This window comes from Nocardioides sp. SRI_004, assembly GCF_057586415.1.
This window is the reverse complement of record NZ_JBYCZV010000004.1, coordinates 223,728-241,590: the sequence shown is the minus strand read 5'-3', so window position 1 is coordinate 241,590 and position 17,863 is coordinate 223,728. Positions and strand designations below refer to the sequence as shown.

The following is a 17,863-nucleotide window of genomic DNA, read 5'->3' as shown; positions in this document are numbered from 1 at the left end:
ACTTCCGACCGGCTGCCGACGCGCGCGACGTTGTCTAGGGAGACCCGAACCCTTTCGGTCCGCCCTCGAGGAGCGAACCGACCTCCGCGAACCGCAACCCGGGAAGAGCTGGTGCTACTCCCCCGGGCGATGCGGCCACTCGGACGTCGGTCCGCCTGCCACGACCTGCACGGGCGAACGGTTCCGTACTTTTGTCAGCCGGACCGGCGCTGTCAACCGGCCGCTGACCTGCGCAGACGCGCGTTCTCGCAGGTCAGGAAGGCCTCACCGAACGAGAAAAATCTCAGAAAATCGGGACCTTGTCCGGCGTGTCGCGTCACAACACGCCGGCTCTCGTGCTGGATCAGCTCACCGGACGGTTCTCGTAGTACGTCGAGAGCACGATCGTGGTGCGCGTGGAGACGTTGGCCGCGCTCCGGATCCGGCCCAGCAGGCCCTCCATCTCGGCGGGCGAGGTGGTGCGGACCTTGAGGACGTACGACTCCTCGCCGGCCACGGACCAGCACGACTCGATCTCCGGCATGTCGACCAGCCGGTCGGGGCAGTCGTCCGGCTGGGACGGGTCGATGGGGCGGATGGCGATGAACGCCGTCAGTGGTAGGCCGATCTCGGCATAGTTCACCGTCGCGCCGTAGCCGAGGATGAGGCCGCGCTGCTCGAGTCGCTTGACCCGCTGGTGCACGGCCGAGGTGGAGAGCCCCGTGGCCCGCCCGAGATCGGTGTAGGACATCCGCCCGTCCTTGGCCAGGAGCTCCAGGATCTGCCGATCGGTCGCCTCGACGGCTGGATGGCTGCTCTGACTCACGCGCCCCACCCTAGTGGTCGCGGCGGCCCGTCACCGCGATGTCTCGCCGCGGCGCTCCGATCCACGCCGATCCACGCCGATCCGCACCACTACGCTGGCCCGGTGACGGACCGCCTGCTGCTCCTGGACACCGCCAGCCTCTACTTCCGGGCCTTCTTCGGCTCGCCCGAGATCCTCTCCCCCGGCGGCACCAACGTGAACGCTGTCCGCGGCCTGCTCGACTACATCTCCCGGCTGGTGGAGCAGTACCAGCCGACCCACCTCGCCTGCTGCTGGGACGACGACTGGCGCCCGCAGTGGCGCGTCGACCTGATCCCGACCTACAAGGCGCACCGTGTCGTCGAGGAGGTCGTCGGCGCCCCGGACGTCGAGGAGGTCCCGGACCCGCTGGAGCTGCAGGTACCGGTCATCCGCGAGGTGCTGGACGCGTTCGGCATCGCCGTGGTGGGCGCCCCCGGATACGAGGCCGACGACGTGATCGGCACGCTCGCGACCGGTGCCGGGATGCCGGTCGACGTGGTGACCGGCGACCGCGACCTCTTCCAGCTGGTCGACGACGCCGCCGGCGTCCGGATCCTGTACGTCGGCCGCGGGGTCGGCCGGCACGAGCGTGTCGACGAGGCCTGGGTGCTGGAGAAGTACGGCGTGCGGGCCGACCAGTACGCCGACTTCGCGACCCTGCGCGGGGACGCGTCCGACGGCCTGCCGGGCGTGAAGGGGGTCGGCGAGAAGACGGCCGCCAGCCTCCTGCAGAAGTACGACGACATCCCGGGCATCCTCGCCGCGGTCGAGGATCCGGGCAGCGACCTGGGCCCGGGTCCCCGGCTGAAGATCCGCGACGCGGCGGCGTACCTCGAGGTGGCTCCGACCGTCGTCGCGGTGGCCCGCGACATCGATCTCCGCCGCGACCACCTCGCGCTCCCCCAGCACCCAATGGACGCCGACCGGCTGGCGGCACTGGTGGAGCAGTGGGGCCTCGCGAGTCCGGTCGCACGGCTGACCGGCGTGCTCGCGTCACTCGCCGTGGAGCCCGCGGCCGACATGTAACACCGATTTCATTCCATTTGGTACTAGTTGGAAATCAGCCGTTCCTAGGTTCATCGCCACCGGGGCCCGGCGTCGTGCCCCCTGGCCCAGCGGCCGCCTCCCGAGAAGGCGGTCGCGATGACCGAGAGGGTTGTCCCTTGTTCCATTCCCGCTCCCGCCTTGCGACCGGCTCCGTGCTCGTGCTCACCGCGGCACTCAGCCTCAGCGCCTGTGGCGGTTCCAAGTCCGGGGAGTCGAGCTCAGCCGAGAGCTGCGTCGACACCTCCGGTGACACCATCAAGCTCGGGTTCCTGAACTCCACCTCCGGCGCCATGGCGATCAGCGAGCAGACCGTTCGCGACTCGCTGGTGATGGCCCTGGAGGAGATCAACGCCGACGGCGGCATCCTCGGGAAGAAGATCGAGCCGGTGGTGGAGGACGGGGCCAGTGACCCGGCCGTCTTCGCCGAGAAGATCGAGAAGCTGCTCACCGGCGACTGCGTCGCGGCCGTCTTCGGCGGCTGGACCTCCGCGTCGCGCAAGGCGATGCTCCCGGTCGTCGAGGCCGACAACGGGCTGCTCTTCTACCCGGTGCAGTACGAGGGCCTCGAGGCGTCGAAGAACATCTACTACACCGGCGCCACGACCAACCAGCAGATCATCCCGGCCATGGACTTCCTCAAGTCCAAGGGCGTGAAGACCCTGTTCCTCGCGGGTTCGGACTACGTCTTCCCGCGCACCGCCAACAAGATCATCAAGCAGTACGCCAAGGAGCTCGGCATCGAGATCGTCGGCGAGGAGTACGTCCCGCTGGACGACGACGACTGGACCACCCAGGTGTCGAAGATCGTCAAGGCGAAGCCGGACTTCGTGTTCAACACGATCAACGGCTCGTCCAATGTCGGCTTCATCAAGGCGTACTACGAGCAGGGCCTGAGCCCCGAGACGTCGCCGATCATCTCGGTCTCCATCGCCGAGGAGGAGGCGCCGGCGATGGGCAAGGACGTCACCGGCCAGTTCGCCGCGTGGAACTACTTCCAGTCGGTGAAGAGCCCGACCAACGACGCGTTCATCAAGGCGTTCAAGGCCAAGTACGGCGACAAGCGGCCCACGTCGGACCCGATGGAGGCGGCGTACACCTCGCTCTACCTCTACAAGGCGCTGGTCGAGAAGGCCGACTCCTTCGACGTCGACAAGATCAACGCCGCGGCCGACGGGGTCACCTTCGACGCCCCCGAGGGCACGGTCACGATCGACGGCGAGAACCACCACATCGCCAAGACCGGCCTGATCGGGCGGATCAACAAGGACAACCAGTTCGACGTGGTCTGGTCCTCGGACGCGCCGATCGAGCCCGACCCGTTCCTGAAGGGCTACTCGTGGTGGGACCCCAGCGGCGAGTGACCTGAGCCGGTCCGGATCGTCCCTCCCCCGGGGTGTCGTGCTCGCGCAGCGCGGCACCCCGGGGCCACCCGTCAGGAGTCCCCCGTGGACGCGTTCACCACCCCGCTGCTCGCCGGTGCCGCCACCGGCGCGTTGCTGCTCATCGCCGCGCTCGGCCTGGCCCTCACCTTCGGCCAGATGGGCGTGATCAACATGGCGCACGGCGAGTTCCTCATGGCCGGCGCCTACACGGCCTATCTCACCCAGCAGGTCGTGACCAACACCGACATCTCGATCCTCGTCGCGCTGCCGGTGGCATTCCTCGTCGCCGGCCTGCTCGGCCTCCTGCTGGAGGTCGCGATCATCCAGTGGATGTACCGGCGCCCGCTGGACACGCTGCTCGTCACCGTCGGCGTCAGCCTGCTGCTCCAGCAGCTCGCCAAGGACGTGTTCGGCGCGCAGGGCGACCCGGTGCACACGCCGGGCTGGCTCGACGGCAACGTCGACGTGTTCGGCTACCACTGGCCCTACCGGCAGATGTTCACGATCGTGCTCGCGCTCGCCGCGCTCGGAGCCCTCGGCGCACTGCTGAAGTACACCGCCTACGGACGCCAGATCCGGGCGACCGTGCAGAACCGCGACCTCGCCGAGACGATGGGCGTCTCCACGCGCACCGTCGACCGGGTCACCTTCTTCGTCGGCTCCGGCCTGGCGGGCATCGGCGGCGTCGCCGTGTCCCTCATCTCCGGCACGAACCCGAACCTCGGGACGACGTACATCATCTCGGCGTTCCTCGTCGTCGTGGCCGGCGGTCTCGGCCAGCTCAAGGGCACGGTGATCGCGGCCTTCGCCGTCGGCATCGTCACCGCGTACCTGACCGACTGGTACAGCTCGAGCATGGCCCAGGTGGTCACCTTCGGGCTCGTCGTGGTCTTCCTCCAGCTCCGGCCCCAGGGCCTGTTCACCGTGCGTACCAGGGGGCTCGCATGAAGCACCTGCAGAAGTGGGGACCGCTCGTCGGCATCGCCCTGATCGCGATCGCCCTGCTCGTCGTCGCGCCGGCCGTGCTCAGCCCGTTCCGGCTCAACAATCTCGGCAAGTACGTCTGCTGGGCGATCGCGGGCGTCGGCATCGGCCTCGCGTGGGGGCGCGGGGGCATGCTCGTCATGGGCCAGGGCGTCTTCTTCGGCCTCGGCGGCTACGCGATGGCCATGCACCTCAAGCTCGAGGCCGCGATGGCCACGGGTGGCCCGGACGCCATCCCCGACTTCATGGTCCTGTACGGCGACGGCACGATGCCCGGCTGGTGGGAGCCCTTCCGCAGCGGCGCCTTCACCCTGTTCGCCATCGTCGCCCTCCCGGCGGTCGCTACCGCGATCCTCGGCTGGGCAATCTTCAAGAGGCGGGTCAAGGGCGCCTACTTCGCGATCCTCACCCAGGCGCTGGCGGTCGCGTTCGCGACCCTGCTGATCGCGACCATCAAGCAGACGGGCGGCTTCAACGGGCTCAACCAGTTCACCGTGTTCTTCGGCTACAACCTCTACGACCCGGTGAACAAGAAGATGATCTACTCGATCGCCGCGGCCGTGCTGGTGGCCTGCCTGCTCGTGGTGTGGCAGCTCTACCGCAGCCGCTTCGGCGAGTTGCTGGTCGCGACCCGGGACGCCGAGGAGCGCGTCCGCTTCCTGGGGCACGACCCGGCCAACATCAAGCTGGTCGCCTTCGTGGTCGCCGCGGTGATGGCGAGCGTTGGCGGCGCCCTCTTCGCGCCGATCACCGGCATCATCTCGCCGTCCGACGTCGACGCGACCGCGTCGATCTTCCTGATCGCCGGCGTCGCGCTCGGCGGACGCGCACTCCTGCTGGGTCCGGCGCTGGGTGCGCTCGCCGTCGGCTACGGACGCACGTCGCTCTCGGAGTCCTTCCCGGACCAGTGGACCTACTTCCTGGGCCTGCTGTTCATCGTCGTGATCCTGTTCTTCCCCGCCGGTCTCGGCAGCGTCTGGTCCCAGGCCCTCGGACGGCTGCGCTCGGTGGTCCGCTCCCCCGCCGTCCCGAAGCACCGCACGGCAGAGCCGGCGGTCGACGACCTGGAGGTCGCCCGATGAACGACGACTACCTGGAGATCCGGGGGCTGAGCGTCGAGTTCGATGGCTTCAAGGCCATCGACGGGGTCGACCTGACCCTGCTGCAGGGCCGCCTGCACTTCCTGATCGGGCCCAACGGGGCCGGCAAGACCACGCTCGTGGACGCGGTGACCGGGCTCGTGCCCGCCACCGGGCTGGCCCGGTACCGCCACCGGGACCTGTTGCACACCAAGTCGCACCGGATCGTGCGCGCCGGCATCGGCCGCACCTTCCAGACGGCGACGGTGTTCGAGGGCCTCTCGGTCCTGCAGAACCTCGACATCGCCGGCGGGGTCCACCGGTCGGCGTGGAGGATGGCGCTCGCCCGGCGCGGCACGCCGTCGTACGTCGAGGAGGCGCTGGAGACCATCGGGCTCGCGGACCTGCGCGACAAGCCCGCGGGAGTCCTGGCCCACGGCCAGAAGCAGTGGCTCGAGATCGGGATGCTGCTGGTGCAGGACGCCCGGGTGATGCTGCTCGACGAGCCGGTGGCCGGCATGAGCGCCGAGGAGCGGGCCGAGACCGGCGAGCTGCTGCGGCGGATCGGCCGCGAGCGGACCATCGTCGTGATCGAGCACGACATGGAGTTCGTCCGCAGCTACGCCGACGTGGTGACCGTGATGCATGCCGGCAAGGTGCTGGCCGAGGGCACGGTGGCGGAGATCCAGGCCGATCCGCGGGTCCAGGAGGTCTACCTGGGCCGACAGGCCGAGACGAGTGCCGCCGAGGCGAGCGAGGAGGTCGACCATGCTTGAGCTGCGAGGGGTGAGCGCCGGCTACGGCCGCACCCGCGTCCTGGAGGACGTGTCGCTGGAGGTCCCCGATGGCGGCGCCGTCGCCGTGATGGGTCACAACGGCGCGGGCAAGACCACGGTGCTGCGCGTCGCGGTGGGTCTGCTGCCGGTGATGCGCGGGCAGGTGCTGCTCGACGGCGAGGACGTGACCCGGCTCCGCCCGAACAAGCGGGTGGCGCGCGGCCTGGGCTACGTCCCGCAGGGCCAGCTGTCGTTCCCCCAGATGACGACCCTGGAGAACCTGCAGCTGGTCAGCACCGACCGGGCGGCGATCGACGAGGTGCTGGACACCTTCCCGGCGCTGCGTGACCTGCTCGCACGCAGGGCGGGTCTGCTCTCCGGAGGCCAGCGCCAACAGCTCGCGATCGCGCGGACGCTCCTGACCAAGCCGCGGATGCTGATCCTCGACGAGCCGACCGAGGGCATCCAGCCCAATGTGGTCGCCGAGATCGAGGCGGTCATCACCGCGCTCACGGCGCGGGGGGACCTGTCGGTCCTGCTGGTCGAGCAGCACGTCGGCTTCGCCCTGCGCAGCACCGACGCCTACTACGTGCTGGAGTCGGGCCGGGTCACCTCGAGCGGTGCCGGCGGCGCCGGAGCGCTCGAGGCGGTTCGTACGGCGATGGCAGTCTGAGGCCATGCACCTGACACCCTCCGACACGGAGAAGCTGCTGCTGAGCGTCGCCGGCATGGTCGCCCGGGACCGGCTGGACCGCGGGGTCCGGCTCAACTACCCCGAGGCGGTCGCCCTGCTGTCCTGCTGGGTCATCGAGGAGGCCCGCGCCGGTGCGCTGGTCTCGGACCTGATGGAGCGCGGCCGCGACGTGCTGCGCCGCGAGCAGGTCATGGCCGGCGTCCCCGAGATGCTGGTCGACGTCCAGGTCGAGGCCACCTTCCGCGACGGGCGCAAGCTCGTCACTCTCCACCACCCGATCGCGTGAGGAGCGAGCACCCATGGGCATCGTGAGCGACGGACCGGGCGCCACCCGGACCGCACCCGGCACGGTCGTGCTGAACGCGGACCGCTCCCCCGACGAGCGTGGCCTGCTGGTGGTCACCAACACCGGCGACCGGCCGGTGCAGATCGGCTCGCACATCCACCTGCCCGACGTGAACGCCGCCCTCGACTTCGACCGTGCGGCGGCGTACGGCTTCCGGCTGGACATCCCCTCGGGGACGTCACGCCGGTTCGAGCCGGGCGCGTCCCAGGAGGTCGCGATCGTCGCGCTCCGGGGAGCGCGGGTGGTGCCGGGCATCCAGGTGCGCACGGACGGAGGCCGGCTCGATGGTTGAGATCAGCCGTGCGGCGTACGCCGCCCTGTACGGCCCGACCGTCGGCGACCAGGTCCGGCTCGGCGACACCGACCTGTGGATCGAGGTCGAGCAGGACTGGGTGGTCGGCGGCGAGGAGGCGGTCTTCGGCGGCGGCAAGTCGATCAGGGAGTCGATGGCGCAGTCGACGCGCACGTCGGCCGAGGGCGCCCTCGACACGGTCATCACCAACGCGCTGGTGCTCGACCACTGGGGCGTCGTCCGGGCCGACGTGGGGATCAAGGACGGGCGGATCGTGGCGCTGGGCCGGTCGGGCAACCCCGACATCGCCGACGGCGTCCACCCCGACCTCGTGATCGGTCCCGGGACCGACGTGGTCGCCGGCGAGGGCAAGATCCTCACCGCGGGCGCCATCGACGTGCACGTGCACCTGCTCTCCCGCTCGCAGCTGGTGGAGGCGCTGGCCACCGGCATCACCACCATCGCGGGTGGCGGCACCGGCCCGTCCGAGGGCTCGAAGGCCACCACGGTGACGCCCGGTGCGTGGCACCTGGCGACCGTGCACCGGGCGCTGGACTCGGTGCCGCTGAACATCCTGCTGTTCGGCAAGGGCAACACGGTCAGCGCCGGCGGGCTCGCCGAGCAGGCGCTGGGCGGCGCGGCCGGCTACAAGGTGCACGAGGACTGGGGATCGACGCCCGCGGCCATCGACGCCTCGCTGCGCGCGGCGGACGAGTTCGGCCTGCAGGTCGCACTGCACTCCGACAGCCTCAACGAGGCCGGCTACGTCGAGTCGACCATCGCCGCGATCGCCGGTCGGGGCATCCACGCCTTCCACGCCGAGGGCGCGGGTGGCGGGCACGCGCCGGACATCCTCACCGTGGCCTCGCTGCCGCACGTGATCCCCGGCTCGACCAACCCGACGCTGCCGCACACCGTCAACACGGTCGCCGAGCACCTCGACATGCTGATGGTCTGCCACCACCTCAACCCGCAGGTCCCCGAGGACCTCGCGTTCGCCGAGTCCCGGATCCGGGCCACCACGATCGCCGCGGAGGACCTGCTGCACGACCTCGGGGCCCTCTCGATCACGTCGTCCGACGCGCAGGCCATGGGCCGCATCGGCGAGGTGGTCTGCCGGACCTGGCAGGTCGCGCACGTCATGAAGGCCCGCTACGGCGCCCACGGCGACCTCGCCGAGGGGCCGGCGGACAACGCGCGGGCCCGGCGCTACGTCGCGAAGTACACGATCAACCCGGCCGTCGCGCACGGCATCGACCACGAGGTCGGCTCGGTGGAGCCCGGCAAGCTCGCCGACCTCGTCCTCTGGGACCCGCGCTTCTTCGGGATCCGGCCGCAGGTGGTGATGAAGTCCGGAGCGCTCGTGTGGGGGGCACTCGGGGACCCGAACGCCTCCATCCCGACACCGCAGCCGGTGCTGATGCGGCCCACCCTCGGCGACGACGGCAGCGCGCACGGCGTGACCTTCGTGTCGCCTGCGGCGCTGGAGGACGGCCTCGCCGACCGGCTGGGGCTGCGTCGCCGGCTCGCGGCGGTGAAGCCGACGCGAGCGGTCACCAAGGCCGACATGGCCAACAACACCGCGCTGCCGCGGATCGACATCGACCCGGAGACCTTCGCGATCGACGTCGACGGCGAGCGGATCGTGCCGGCCCCGGCCACCGAGCTGCCCCTGGCGCAGCTGTACTCGATGTTCTGAGACCGCGATGGCCCACCCCGACCTGCTCACCCTGCTGCTCGCCGACGCGCGGCTGCCCGTCGCGGGGCACACCCAGTCCGGCACGCTCGAGGGCGCCGTGATGGCTGGTCTGGGAGCGGCCGACGTGCCGTCGTACCTCCGGACGCGGCTGCGGGGCGTCACCCGGGTCGAGGCGGGCACGGCGCTCGCGGCCCGGCGGGCGGTGCTGGACCGGACGCCGCTGGCGGACGTGGAGACGGCCTGGGCGGCGCGGACCGTCGCGCCGGCGGTCCGCAGCGCGTCGCGGGTGCAGGCCCGGACCCTGCTGCGCCTGTGCGCCCAGGTGTGGCCGGACGCCGCGGCGCCGCTGCAGGCGGTCCCCGGCGCGAGCAGGGCGGTGGCGCTCGGCGCCGTGGCGGCCGGCCTCGGGATCGGCGCGGAGGCGCTCGCCCGCCTCGTCGCGTACGACGACGTGCAGACCGTCTGCGCCGCGGCGCTCAAGCTGCTCCCCCTCGACCCGGCGGCCGTCACGGGATGGGTGGTCGACGCGCTGCCGCTCGTCGAGGACCTGGTCACGGCGACCGCCGGCGTCGCCGAGCCCGACGACATCCCCGCCGTCGGGGTCCCCCAGATCGAGGTGTGGGCGCAGGCCCATGCCCGCACCACCAGGAGGTTGTTCCGTGCCTGAGCACCATCACCACGACCACGCCCATGCCCACGTCGAGCGCCCGCTCCGGCTGGGCGTGTGCGGGCCCGTCGGCACCGGCAAGAGCTCGCTCATCGCGCTGCTGTGCCGCGAGCTGTCCGACCGGCTCAGCCTCGCCGTCGTCACCAACGACATCTACACCGACGAGGACGCCCGCTTCCTGCGCTCCGCCGGGGTCCTGGCAGCCGATCGCATCCGCGCGGTCGAGACGGGTGCCTGCCCGCACACGGCGATCCGCGACGACATCAGCGCCAACCTGCTGGAGGTCGAGGAGCTCGAGCGCGACTACCCCGACCTCGACCTGGTGCTCCTCGAGTCCGGCGGCGACAACCTGACGGCCACCTTCTCGCCCGCGCTCGTGGACGCGCAGGTGTTCGTGCTCGACGTGGCGGGCGGTGGCGACGTCGCACGCAAGGGCGGACCGGGGATCGAGCGGGCCGACCTGCTGGTGGTCAACAAGACCGACCTGGCGCCGTACGTCGGCGTGGACGTCGTGCAGATGAAGGCCGACGCCGTCGCGGCCCGCGACGGGCGACCGGTCATCGCCCTCTCCCGGACCGACCGGGCGAGCATCGACGCGATCGTCGCCTGGGTCCTCGAGGTCCGCTCCTCCCACCAGCACGGCCTGCTGGTGCCGGTGGATCCCGGCCCGATGGCCGCGCACTCGCACGCCGGTGAGCATGCTCACGAGCACTGAGCGCCTCGGCCGGACCCGCCTGCGCATCTCCGCCGGTCCCTCCGGCGGGCGCTGCCAGGTGCGCACGGCCGTCACCCGCTCGGACCCGACGGCGTCGGCACTGCGCGCCGTGGTGGTCGAGCACGCCGCCGCGAGGGCACGGGTCGCCCTCGTTCCGGAAGGTGCGCTGCTCCTCGCCGGCGACGCGATCGAGATCGACGTGTCGGTCGGCGAAGGGCTCGAGGTCGACCTCGTCGAGACGGGCGGCACCGTCGCCTACGACATGCGCGGCTCCGCCGCCCGCTGGGACGTGCGGGTCGACCTCGCCGCGGGAGCGACCCTGCGGTGGGGCGGGCTCCCCTTCGTCGTGGCGGCGGGGGCCGAGGTCGCGCGTGCGGTGCGCGTGCGGTGCGCTGCCGGCGCACGCCTGGCGCTGCGGGAGACCCTCGTGCTCGGGCGGTACGGCGAGCAGCCGGGATCGGTCCGGCAGACCACCACCGTCCACGACCCCGCCGGTCCGGTGCTGGTCGAGGACCTGCCGCTCGACGCCGCGTCCGCGCCGTGGATGCTCGGGGGCTCCCGGGTCGTGACGAGCGTGCTGTCGGTCGGTGCGGACGTGCCGGAGACTCCCGACGACCTCCACCGCTACGACCTCGACCGCCCCGGTGCCGTCCTGTGGCGGCGGCTCGGCCAGCAGGTCCACGACGTCGAGCTCACCGGCGCGTGGGACGAGATCAGCGGGTGCAGCTAGTGGGCGCGCGCGATCTGCTGCTCGACGCGGAACTCGAGCCCGTCCGCAGCGGCGAGGTAGACGTCCTGGTCGAGCAGGTTCCCGTCCAGGCGCATCAGGCCGCGGGGACTGGAGTAGAAGTGGCCCGAGGGCAGCGAGGCCACCGCGTCGACGGTGAGCGAGCCGCACACCTCGCCGACGCGGGCGAGGAACGAGATGGCCTCGTAGCAGGACTCCCCGACGGCGTTGAGCGCCGGCGCCCACCGGCCCCAGCGCGCGTAGTAGTCCCGGGCGAGGGTCGAGCTCTCGACGGTGTCCATCCCGTCGAAGTACGCCGCCGCGGCGTACAGGCCCTCACTCGCGTCCGCACCGGCGGCGAGCAGCGTGTTCTCCTCGACCGCCGGGCTGAGCCGCGGGAGCGCCGCGGTGAGGCCCGCCCGGGCGAACTGCCGGTTGAAGTGCACGGCGTCCTGCCCCATCAGCAGCATGATCACGCCGTCCACCGGCTGTCGCTCGAGCTCACTGATCACGCCGGCGAAGTCGCTCGTGCCGAGCGGCACGTAGGTCTCGCTGACGATCTCCGAGGCGGTGCCCTGCAGGGCGAGGCGGGCCGTCGTCCCGGTCACCCGCGGGAACACGTAGTCGTTGCCGAGGATCGCCCAGCGACCGACGCCCAGCTCCTCGCGCATCCAGTGCGCCGCGGGCAGCAGCTGGTTGATCGGGCGCTCGCCGATCATGAACACGCCGGGCGTGGAGTCGCCGCCCTCGTGCATGGCGCCGAACGCGTAGACGACGCGACCCCCGACACGACGGGTGATCGCCTGGCGCACGGCCGAGGTGTGCCAGCCCGCCACGGCCTCGACCGCGCCCGTGTCGACCAGCCGGCCGACCTCGTCCGCCACCAGGTCCGGGTCGCGTCCGCCGTCGACCACGACCAGCTCGACGCGGCGTCCGGCGATGCCCGCGCCGGCGTTCAGCTGCTCGACCGCCAGCTCGCCGCACGCCAGGCAGGACGGGCCGTAGATGCCGGTCGGCCCCTGGAGGGGGACCACGAAGGCAACCGGAAGGACGTCGTCTGGGCGCGTGCGAAGCACGGGGACCTCCGTGCGGGGCGTCGGCTGGTGCTGCCGGCGACGTTGCGGGCGACGGATCAACCGGGGGTCTTCGTGGTCCGCCCTAGGATAGTGCCGACGCCGCGGCGTGGCAGCGTCGTTCACGCGATTGTCACAATCCGACCGAGGAGATCGCCGTGACCCAGCCGCAGTCCCTGCACTCGGGAGAGCCCGGGAGCAGCCTCGCCGTGCACGTGCGCCAGGTCGAGGCGCGGCTGCGCGGCGCCCTGCGACCGCTGCTGGCCGAGCACGGCCTCACGATGGACCACTGGCGCATCATCGCCGTGATCGGCGCCGCGCCCGGCCTCGGGATGGGTGAGATCGCGACGCTGGCCGTCGTACCGGCCGCCAGCCTGACGCGGTACATGGACAAGCTGGTCGAGCGGGGCATCGTCGTACGCCGCATCGACCCGGGCGACAAGCGGCGCTCGGTGGTGGCGCTGTCGCCCCGGGGCGTCGAGTACGCGGCCCGGTTGCGGGCGGCTGAGGCGGGGGTCGCGTCCGAGGGACTCGGCTGAGGGTTCCCGTGGGTGGCGCTGCCGGGTGCTGCTGAGAGTTGCGGTTTGGTCCCAAACCGCAGCAAAGCGGCCGGGACGGCTGCAGTCGTGCCCGATCGACGGGGGTCCCGGGCCTGGTCGGGTCGCAGTACGCCGGACGTCAGTCGCCCGCGACGATCCCCCGCCGCAGCAGCTTCACCAGTGCCCGTGCGTTGTCCCGCACCGGCGTGCCGGCCGCGGCGTCGGCGATCTGCCCGGCGAAGTCGATCAGCTGCTTCATCTGGCGCACGAAGTCGCCCGCGGTCTGGTCGTTGCGGGTGATCACCTCGTCGAGGTCCTGGCCCTCGGCCCAGCGATAGGCCGTCCATGCGAAGCCGCCGTCGGGCTTGCGGAGGAAGTCGAGCCGGTGCTCGCGCTCGAGCCGCTCCAGCTCGCCCCACAACCGGGTCATCGCGTCGATCGTGGTCCCGATCGCGCCGCCGGGGACGTTGGGCGGTCCGTCCTCGGGACGGCGGGCCTCGTAGACCAGCGCCGACAGCACGGCGCCCAGCTGGGCCGGGGACAGGTCGTCCCACAGCCCACTGCGCAGCGCCTCCGCCGCGACCAGGTCGAGGTCGGAGTAGATCCGCATCAGGCCGCGCCCGCGCTCGGTGACCTCGTCGCCGTCGAGGTACTCGAGCGCCTCCAGCACCTCGCAGACGCGGTCGAAGGTGCGCGCCACGGTGTTGGTACGCCGCTCGATCCGCTGCGACAGCGTCTGGGTGTCCTTGTCGAGCTTCGCCCACCGCTCGGCCCACCGGGCGTGGTCCTCGCGCTCCGCGCAGCCGTGGCAGGGGTGCTCGCGGACCTGGGCGCGCAGTGCCGCGATCTGCTGGGCGATCTCGGGGTCGACCTGGCCCCGCTCCGCCTTGGGGCGGGTGACCGACAGCGGCAGCCCGCGCACGGCCTCGCGGACGGCCTGTGCGACGTCCTTGCGCTGGTGCGGGTTGCGCGGGTCGAGCTTGCGCGGCAGCCGGATCCTCGCGACCGGCTCCACCGGCGTCGGGAAGTCCATCATCGCCAGCCTGCGGCCCTGCCGCTCCGCGGTGATCACGAGGGGGCGGTGCCCGTGCTCGGAGAGGCCCGGGTCGACGATGACCGCAGGACCGGCGAACTTGCCGACCGGCACCACGACGATGTCGCCGGGCTTGAGCCGCTCCAGCGACGCCTCGGCCTCGCTGCGCCGGTCGTTCCGGCGGACCTTGCTGGACTCCTTCTCGAGCTCGGAGATCCGACGGCGCAGGGCGGCGTACTCCATGAAGTCGCCGAGGTGGCACTGGGCGGCCTCGGCGTAGCCGGCGAGCGCGTCCTCGGCCTTGCGCTGCTGGCGGGCGAGCCCGACGACGGCGCGGTCGGCCTGGAACTGCGCGAAGGACTGCTCGAGGAGCTCCCGCGCCCGGTGGCGTCCGTAGGAGTGCACCAGGTTGACCGCCATGTTGTACGACGGCCGGAAGCTCGAGCGCAGCGGGTAGGTCCGGGTCGAGGCGAGACCGGCCAGCTCCCGCGGGTTCATGCCGGGCTGCCAGAGCACGACGGCGTGCCCCTCGACGTCGAGTCCTCGGCGGCCGGCGCGGCCCGTGAGCTGGGTGTACTCCCCCGGCGTGATGTCGGCGTGCGTCTCGCCGTTCCACTTGGTCAGCTTCTCGAGGACCACGGTGCGCGCCGGCATGTTGATGCCGAGCGCCAGGGTCTCGGTGGCGAAGACGATCTTGACCAGGCCGCGGAGGTAGAGCTCCTCGACGCACTCCTTGAACGCCGGGAGCATGCCCGCGTGGTGCGCGGCGACGCCGCGGGAGGCGGCGTCGAGGAAGTCGTGGTAGCCGAGCACGTGGAGGTCGTCGGACGGCAGGCCGCCGAGGGTGCGCTCGACGTACGCGATGACCTCGTCGCGCTCCTCGCCGTCGGTGAGCCGGAGGTTGGCGTCGAGGCACTGCTGGACGGCGGCGTCGCAGCCGGCCCGGCTGAAGATGAAGTCGATGGCGGGCAGCAGGTTCTTGCGCTGCAGCTGGTCGATGACGTCGAGGCGCGACGGGATCCAGATCCGCCGGCCGTTGCCGACCGAGCGCGGGTTCTTCGACGAGCCGGGGTTGCCCTTGCGGGGTGAGCGGCGGTCGCGCATCAGGCGGCTGCTCGCCCAGTCGTCGCGGGCCAGCTTCATCAGCTCGTCGTTGACCGGTGCTCCCTCGCGCACGAACCCGGCGGCCGCGTCGACGTCGGAGGAGGCGAACAGGTCGAGCAGGCGACGGCCGACCATCACGTGCTGGAAGAGCGGAACGGGGCGCCGCTCGGCGACGATCGTCCGGGTGGAGCCACGAACGGTCTCCAGCCACTCGCCGAACTCCTCGGCGTTGGAGACGGTCGCGGAGAGCGACACCACCGACACCGACTCGGGCAGGTGGATGATGACCTCCTCCCAGACCGCGCCGCGCGAACGGTCGGCGAGGTAGTGCACCTCGTCCATCACCACGAAGCCGAGGCCGACGAGGGTGCGCGATCGCGCGTAGAGCATGTTGCGCAGCACCTCGGTCGTCATGACGACGACCGGCGCCTCGCCGTTGACCGTGGTGTCGCCGGTCAGCAGGCCGACGTTGTCGGCGCCGTACCGGTCCACCAGGTCGCTGTACTTCTGGTTCGACAGCGCCTTGATCGGGGTCGTGTAGAAGCACTTGCGCCCCGTCTCCAGCGCGAGGTGGACCGCGAACTCCCCCACGACCGTCTTGCCGGCGCCGGTGGGCGCGGCGACGAGCACCCCGTCGCCGTCCTCGACGGCCTTGCAGCCCTCGACCTGGAAGTCGTCGAGCGGGAACGGGAAGCCGGCGGCGAAGTCGCGGAAGACCGGGTGGCCCTTGTCGCGACGGTACGACGCGTAGCGCTCCGCAGCGCCGGGCTGCTGCTCGTCGTCCCGGGCGCGGTCGTGGGCGCGATCGGCGTTGCCGTCGCTCATGCGCGCACCGCCAACGCGCCGGGGACCGCCTCCACGGTGAGGGGCAGCGGGCCGAAGCGCTCGCCGTCGGCGTACCCGACGATGCCGGCGCACGCGACCGTCACCCGCTTCACGCGGTGGTGCTCGTACTGCGGATGGTTCACGTGGCTCCCGTCGAAGAGCTTGGGATAGGTCCGGACCAGCTCCCGCCGGCTCAGTGGCTTGATGAGGACGACGTCGAGCAGACCGTCGTCGAGCTCGGCTCCGTGGGTGATGCGCAGGCCGCCGCCGAAGGACGGCCCGTTGCCGACGGCGACCAGCATCGCCTCCACGCTGCGCTCCTCGCCGTCGAGCTCGAGGAGGTACTTGAGCGGCTGGAAGACACGAAGCTCGGCCAGCGTGGCGAGGTTGTAGCGCATCTGCCCCCTGGGCCAGCGCATCCGGTTGGCCCGCTCGTTGACCACGGCGTCGAAGCCGGCGGCGAGGACCCCGCCGAAGTAGCGCTCGCCGATCCGCGCGAGGTCCACGGTGCGCGTCGTGGCGTGCACGATCCGCGAGGCTGCCGCGGCAGGGTCGCCGAGCGGGACGTCGAAGTAGCGGGCGAAGTCGTTGCCGGTGCCCGCGGGGAGGATGCCGAGCGGTACGCCGGTCCCGGCGAGCGCCTGCATCGCGATGTTGACCATCCCGTCGCCCCCGCAGACGGCCAGCACGTCGGGACGCTCGGCGGCGGCGACCCGCGCGAGGTCGAGCGCGTCGTCGGCGCTGCGGCTGGTGAGCGCCGTGGTCTGCCAGCCGGCGCCGTGGAAGCGCGGCAGGGCCTCGTCCCGCACCCGTGCCGCGCGCCCCTTGCCCGAGGTCGGGTTGGTCAGCACGACGACACGAGGCACAGGGTGAAGGTTAGCGGCCGGTCATCGTCGGGGCCCGCGGGTTGTGCGCTCAGAGGTCGAGCGGGCTCGCCTCGTCGGGCGAGAGGCCCGCGTTGATCGCGCGACCGGCCCGGCGCTTGTCGTTGACCCGCGCGATCACCTCGGAGATGAGGAAGAGGATGACCATCGGGACGGCCATGAAGGTCATCGTGAACGGGTCGCCGGAGGGGGTCATCACGGCGGCGAAGATGAAGCAGCCGACGATCATCCACGGCCGGTGGGCGCCCAGCGACTTGCCCTTGACGATGCCCGCGAGGTTGAGCAGGACGACGAAGACGGGGATCTCGAAGGCGATCCCGAAGCCGAGGAGGGTGCGCACGAAGAACGACAGGTAGTCGTTGAACTCCACCAGGTTGGTGAGGTCCGCCTGGGTGAACCCGATCAGGATCTCCAGGCCCTTGGGCAGGGTGACGTAGCCCAGAACGATGCCGGCGATGAACAGCGGGCCGGCGACGATCGCGAAGACCAGCGTCCAGCGCTTCTCCTCCCGGTGCAGGCCGGGGAGGATGAACGCCCAGATCTGGTAGAGCCAGACCGGGCTGGTCGCGACGACGGCCGTGATGCCGCACAACTTGAGGTAGAGCAGGAAGGGCCCGCCGATGCCGTTGGCCGTGGCTACCGTGCGGTCGGCGCCCAGCGCCTCGCGGGCCTGCTGGTAGGGCTCGTTGATGACCGCGAAGATCGGGTCGAAGAAGAACAGCGCGACCACGAAGGCCACGAGGATCGTGAAGACCGACTTCAGGATGCGCGCGCGCAGCTCCCGGAGGTGGTCGGACAGCGCCATCCGGCCGTCCTGGCCGACGGGGTGGACCGGCTTGCCGATGAACAGCCGGGCGACCCCGGGCAGCGACATGGAGGTGGACCTGCGGGTGGTCGGATCAGGCGTTCTTCTCGCGGTGCTCGTCGACGATCTCGCCCTCGGCGATGTCGTCGGCGGCGTTGAGCTCGCCGGTGGAGGCCGGCGCGGCCGGCTTCTTGTCGTCGTCCTTCAGGCCCTTGGTCTCGGCCTTGAAGATCCGCAGCGCCTGGCCGGTGCCCCGCGCGAGGTCGGGGAGCTTGGCGGCCCCGAACACGAGGATCACGATGGCCAGAATGATGAGCCACTCGGCTCCCTGGGGCATTCCGATCAGGGCAGACATCGTGGGGACCA

The 17,863-nt window shown here is 71.5% G+C and carries 19 protein-coding genes; 13 read left to right on the top strand and 6 right to left on the bottom strand.

Going from position 1 to position 17,863, the window contains the following annotated elements:
* Nucleotides 1–343: 343 nt before the first annotated feature.
* Nucleotides 344–805 carry an Lrp/AsnC family transcriptional regulator gene (locus tag AC2YHB_RS07060; protein WP_036545706.1) on the bottom strand — a complete coding sequence of 154 codons (462 nt, stop codon included), beginning with the start codon at nt 803–805 and terminating at the stop codon, nt 344–346.
* A 102-nt stretch (nt 806–907) separates the two neighbouring features.
* Between AC2YHB_RS07060 and AC2YHB_RS07055 the strand changes: the two genes are divergently transcribed.
* From AC2YHB_RS07055 to AC2YHB_RS07000, 12 genes are all read left to right on the top strand, one after another.
* Complete coding sequence (locus AC2YHB_RS07055; RefSeq protein ID WP_308645673.1) at nt 908–1,852, top strand: 5'-3' exonuclease; 945 nt, start codon at nt 908–910, stop codon at nt 1,850–1,852.
* A gap of 137 nt (nt 1,853–1,989) precedes the next feature.
* On the top strand, nt 1,990–3,234 hold the full coding sequence (gene urtA / locus AC2YHB_RS07050; RefSeq protein WP_036545712.1) for an urea ABC transporter substrate-binding protein: 1,245 nt from the start codon (nt 1,990–1,992) through the stop codon (nt 3,232–3,234).
* Between the two features lie 84 nt (nt 3,235–3,318).
* On the top strand, nt 3,319–4,203 hold the full coding sequence (gene urtB, locus AC2YHB_RS07045) for an urea ABC transporter permease subunit UrtB (protein WP_036545714.1): 885 nt from the start codon (nt 3,319–3,321) through the stop codon (nt 4,201–4,203).
* A complete protein-coding gene (urtC, locus tag AC2YHB_RS07040) occupies nt 4,200–5,321 on the top strand; it encodes an urea ABC transporter permease subunit UrtC (protein WP_179651268.1) in 1,122 nt (373 codons plus the stop codon). The genes urtB and urtC overlap by 4 nt, the downstream gene beginning before the upstream one ends.
* The gene (urtD, locus tag AC2YHB_RS07035; RefSeq protein ID WP_487353698.1) at nt 5,318–6,094 is read left to right on the top strand and encodes an urea ABC transporter ATP-binding protein UrtD; all 777 of its coding nucleotides are present in this window, start codon (nt 5,318–5,320) and stop codon (nt 6,092–6,094) included. The genes urtC and urtD overlap by 4 nt, the downstream gene beginning before the upstream one ends.
* Nucleotides 6,087–6,767, top strand: coding sequence for an ATP-binding cassette domain-containing protein (locus AC2YHB_RS07030; protein WP_179651273.1), 681 nt, complete (start codon nt 6,087–6,089; stop codon nt 6,765–6,767). The genes urtD and AC2YHB_RS07030 overlap by 8 nt, the downstream gene beginning before the upstream one ends.
* Nucleotides 6,768–6,771: 4 nt before the next feature.
* Complete coding sequence (locus AC2YHB_RS07025) at nt 6,772–7,074, top strand: urease subunit gamma (RefSeq protein ID WP_036545722.1); 303 nt, start codon at nt 6,772–6,774, stop codon at nt 7,072–7,074.
* Between the two features lie 13 nt (nt 7,075–7,087).
* On the top strand, nt 7,088–7,426 hold the full coding sequence (gene ureB / locus AC2YHB_RS07020) for an urease subunit beta (protein WP_036545723.1): 339 nt from the start codon (nt 7,088–7,090) through the stop codon (nt 7,424–7,426).
* Nucleotides 7,419–9,125: an urease subunit alpha gene (locus AC2YHB_RS07015; RefSeq protein WP_179651275.1), complete on the top strand. Its 1,707-nt coding sequence runs from the start codon at nt 7,419–7,421 to the stop codon at nt 9,123–9,125. The genes ureB and AC2YHB_RS07015 overlap by 8 nt, the downstream gene beginning before the upstream one ends.
* Nucleotides 9,126–9,132: 7 nt before the next feature.
* Nucleotides 9,133–9,792 carry an urease accessory protein UreF gene (locus AC2YHB_RS07010; protein WP_179651277.1) on the top strand — a complete coding sequence of 220 codons (660 nt, stop codon included), beginning with the start codon at nt 9,133–9,135 and terminating at the stop codon, nt 9,790–9,792.
* Nucleotides 9,785–10,507, top strand: coding sequence for an urease accessory protein UreG (ureG, locus tag AC2YHB_RS07005; RefSeq protein ID WP_308645674.1), 723 nt, complete (start codon nt 9,785–9,787; stop codon nt 10,505–10,507). The genes AC2YHB_RS07010 and ureG overlap by 8 nt, the downstream gene beginning before the upstream one ends.
* The gene (locus tag AC2YHB_RS07000; RefSeq protein ID WP_179651281.1) at nt 10,491–11,237 is read left to right on the top strand and encodes an urease accessory protein UreD; all 747 of its coding nucleotides are present in this window, start codon (nt 10,491–10,493) and stop codon (nt 11,235–11,237) included. The genes ureG and AC2YHB_RS07000 overlap by 17 nt, the downstream gene beginning before the upstream one ends.
* Here the strand turns inward: AC2YHB_RS07000 and AC2YHB_RS06995 are convergent.
* A complete protein-coding gene (locus tag AC2YHB_RS06995; RefSeq protein ID WP_487353697.1) occupies nt 11,234–12,268 on the bottom strand; it encodes a substrate-binding domain-containing protein in 1,035 nt (344 codons plus the stop codon). The two genes, AC2YHB_RS07000 and AC2YHB_RS06995, sit on opposite strands and share 4 nt — an antisense overlap.
* 197 nt (nt 12,269–12,465) lie before the next feature.
* Between AC2YHB_RS06995 and AC2YHB_RS06990 the strand changes: the two genes are divergently transcribed.
* Nucleotides 12,466–12,846 (top strand): MarR family winged helix-turn-helix transcriptional regulator, encoded by a 381-nt coding sequence (locus AC2YHB_RS06990; protein WP_487353696.1) that lies wholly within the window; start codon nt 12,466–12,468, stop codon nt 12,844–12,846.
* A 139-nt stretch (nt 12,847–12,985) separates the two neighbouring features.
* Here the strand turns inward: AC2YHB_RS06990 and AC2YHB_RS06985 are convergent, their stop codons facing one another.
* The 4 genes from AC2YHB_RS06985 to AC2YHB_RS06970 are packed head-to-tail and all read right to left on the bottom strand — an operon-like array spanning nt 12,986 to nt 17,834.
* Entirely contained in the window at nt 12,986–15,808 is a 2,823-nt protein-coding gene (locus AC2YHB_RS06985; protein WP_487353695.1) for a DEAD/DEAH box helicase, read from the bottom strand.
* Entirely contained in the window at nt 15,805–16,674 is an 870-nt protein-coding gene (locus tag AC2YHB_RS06980; protein WP_036545732.1) for a diacylglycerol kinase, read from the bottom strand. Before AC2YHB_RS06980 ends, AC2YHB_RS06985 begins: the two co-directional genes overlap by 4 nt.
* Nucleotides 16,675–16,723: 49 nt before the next feature.
* Complete coding sequence (tatC, locus tag AC2YHB_RS06975) at nt 16,724–17,566, bottom strand: twin-arginine translocase subunit TatC (protein WP_036545733.1); 843 nt, start codon at nt 17,564–17,566, stop codon at nt 16,724–16,726.
* Between the two features lie 25 nt (nt 17,567–17,591).
* Nucleotides 17,592–17,834 carry a Sec-independent protein translocase subunit TatA gene (locus AC2YHB_RS06970; protein WP_036545735.1) on the bottom strand — a complete coding sequence of 81 codons (243 nt, stop codon included), beginning with the start codon at nt 17,832–17,834 and terminating at the stop codon, nt 17,592–17,594.
* Between the last annotated feature and the right edge of the window lie 29 nt (nt 17,835–17,863).

Coding starts and splice junctions, on each gene's coding strand:
- tatC (WP_036545733.1), bottom strand. CDS start 17,566: ATGTCGCTGCCCGGGGTCGCCCGGCTGTTCATCGGCAAGCCGGTCCAC.
- AC2YHB_RS07025 (WP_036545722.1), top strand. CDS start 6,772: ATGCACCTGACACCCTCCGACACGGAGAAGCTGCTGCTGAGCGTCGCC.
- AC2YHB_RS07000 (WP_179651281.1), top strand. CDS start 10,491: ATGCTCACGAGCACTGAGCGCCTCGGCCGGACCCGCCTGCGCATCTCC.
- urtC (WP_179651268.1), top strand. CDS start 4,200: ATGAAGCACCTGCAGAAGTGGGGACCGCTCGTCGGCATCGCCCTGATC.
- AC2YHB_RS07010 (WP_179651277.1), top strand. CDS start 9,133: ATGGCCCACCCCGACCTGCTCACCCTGCTGCTCGCCGACGCGCGGCTG.
- AC2YHB_RS06970 (WP_036545735.1), bottom strand. CDS start 17,834: ATGCCCCAGGGAGCCGAGTGGCTCATCATTCTGGCCATCGTGATCCTC.
- AC2YHB_RS07030 (WP_179651273.1), top strand. CDS start 6,087: ATGCTTGAGCTGCGAGGGGTGAGCGCCGGCTACGGCCGCACCCGCGTC.
- AC2YHB_RS07015 (WP_179651275.1), top strand. CDS start 7,419: ATGGTTGAGATCAGCCGTGCGGCGTACGCCGCCCTGTACGGCCCGACC.
- urtD (WP_487353698.1), top strand. CDS start 5,318: ATGAACGACGACTACCTGGAGATCCGGGGGCTGAGCGTCGAGTTCGAT.
- AC2YHB_RS06985 (WP_487353695.1), bottom strand. CDS start 15,808: ATGAGCGACGGCAACGCCGATCGCGCCCACGACCGCGCCCGGGACGAC.
- ureB (WP_036545723.1), top strand. CDS start 7,088: ATGGGCATCGTGAGCGACGGACCGGGCGCCACCCGGACCGCACCCGGC.